This window comes from Tepidamorphus gemmatus, assembly GCF_004346195.1.
GTDB classification, from domain to species: Bacteria; Pseudomonadota; Alphaproteobacteria; order Rhizobiales; family Tepidamorphaceae; genus Tepidamorphus; species Tepidamorphus gemmatus.
This window is the reverse complement of sequence record NZ_SMAK01000029.1, coordinates 1-1,577: the sequence shown is the minus strand read 5'-3', so window position 1 is coordinate 1,577 and position 1,577 is coordinate 1. Positions and strand designations below refer to the sequence as shown.

Sequence of the window (1,577 nt, the reverse complement as noted above, 5' to 3'; positions counted from 1 at the left end):
AGGCCGTAGGCGGCGAGCTCGTCGGCCGCCTTCAGCGCGTCGGCGAGCCTGGAGCCGAGCGACAGGATCGCCACCTTGCCGCCCTCGCGCAGGATGCGGCCGCGGCCGATCTCCAGCGGCACCCCTTCGGCCGGCAGCGCCACGCCGAGCCCCTCGCCGCGCGGATAGCGGAACGCCGAGGGCCGGTCGTCGAGCGCCGCGGCGGTCGCCACCATGTGGACAAGCTCCGCCTCGTCGCCGGCCGCCATCACCACCATCCCCGGCAGGCAGGCAAGAAAGGTCACGTCGAAGGCGCCCGCATGGGTCGGCCCGTCGGCGCCGACCAGCCCGGCCCGGTCGATGGCGAAGCGAACCGGCAGCGACTGGATCGCCACGTCGTGCACCACCTGGTCGTAGGCCCGCTGCAGGAAGGTCGAGTAGATCGCCGCGAACGGCTTCAGCCCCTCCGCCGCCATCCCCGCCGCAAACGTCACCGCATGCTGCTCGGCGATGCCGACGTCGAAGGTCCGCTCCGGAAACGCCTTGCCGAACAGGTCGAGCCCGGTCCCGGACGGCATCGCCGCCGTGACCGCCACGATCCGCTCGTCCTTCCTCGCCTGCGCGATCAGGCTCTCGGCGAACACCTTCGTGTAGCTCGGCGCCTTCGCCGCGCCCCTGGCCTGCTCGCCGGTCACCACGTTGAACTTCGAGACCCCGTGATACTTGTCGTCGGAGGCCTCCGCCGGCGGATAGCCCTTGCCCTTGCGCGTCACCACATGCACCAGGATCGGCCCCTCCTCGGCGTCCCGCACGTTCCGCAGAACCGGCAGAAGGTGGTCGAAATTGTGCCCGTCGATCGGCCCCACATAATAGAAGCCGAGTTCCTCGAACAGCGTGCCGCCGGTCACCAGACCGCGCATGTGCTCCATCGAGCGGGTGATCATCCGGTCGACCGGTTTCGGCAGATGCGCCGTCAGCTTCTTGCCGCGCCGCCGGATCGTCATGTAGCTCGGGCTCGAGATCGAGCGCGCAAGATAGGCGCTCATCGCACCGACCGGCGGCGCGATCGACATGTCGTTGTCGTTCAGCACCACGATCAGCCGCTTGTCCATCGCCCCGGCATTGTTCATCGCCTCGTAGGCCATCCCGGCCGACATCGCCCCGTCGCCAATCACCGCGATCACGTTGCGCCGCTCCCCCTTCAGGTCGCGCGCCACCGCCATCCCCAGACCGGCCGAGATCGACGTCGAGGAATGCGCCGCCCCGAACGGGTCGTAGACGCTCTCCGAACGCCGCGTGAACCCAGACAGTCCGCCGCCCTGCCTCAGCGTGCGGATCCGGTCGCGACGACCGGTCAGGATCTTGTGCGGATAGGCCTGGTGACCGACATCCCAGATCAGACGGTCCTCCGGCGTGTCGAACACGTGGTGCAGCGCAACCGTCAGCTCCACAACCCCAAGCCCAGCCCCCAGATGCCCACCCGTCACCGAAACCGCGTCAACAAGCTCTCGGCGAAGCTCCTCCGCAAGCTGCGGAAGCTGATCGTCCGACAGCCGACGAAGATCAGCAGGAACGCGTACCGTGTCCAAAAGGGGGGT

Annotated in this window: 1 protein-coding gene; it reads right to left on the bottom strand. The window is 68.7% G+C overall.

Annotation, left to right across the window (positions count from 1 at the left end):
• Nucleotides 1-1,577, bottom strand: a 1,577-nt coding sequence (dxs, locus tag EDC22_RS17815) for a 1-deoxy-D-xylulose-5-phosphate synthase (protein WP_132808112.1), incomplete at both ends; no start/stop codon positions are given.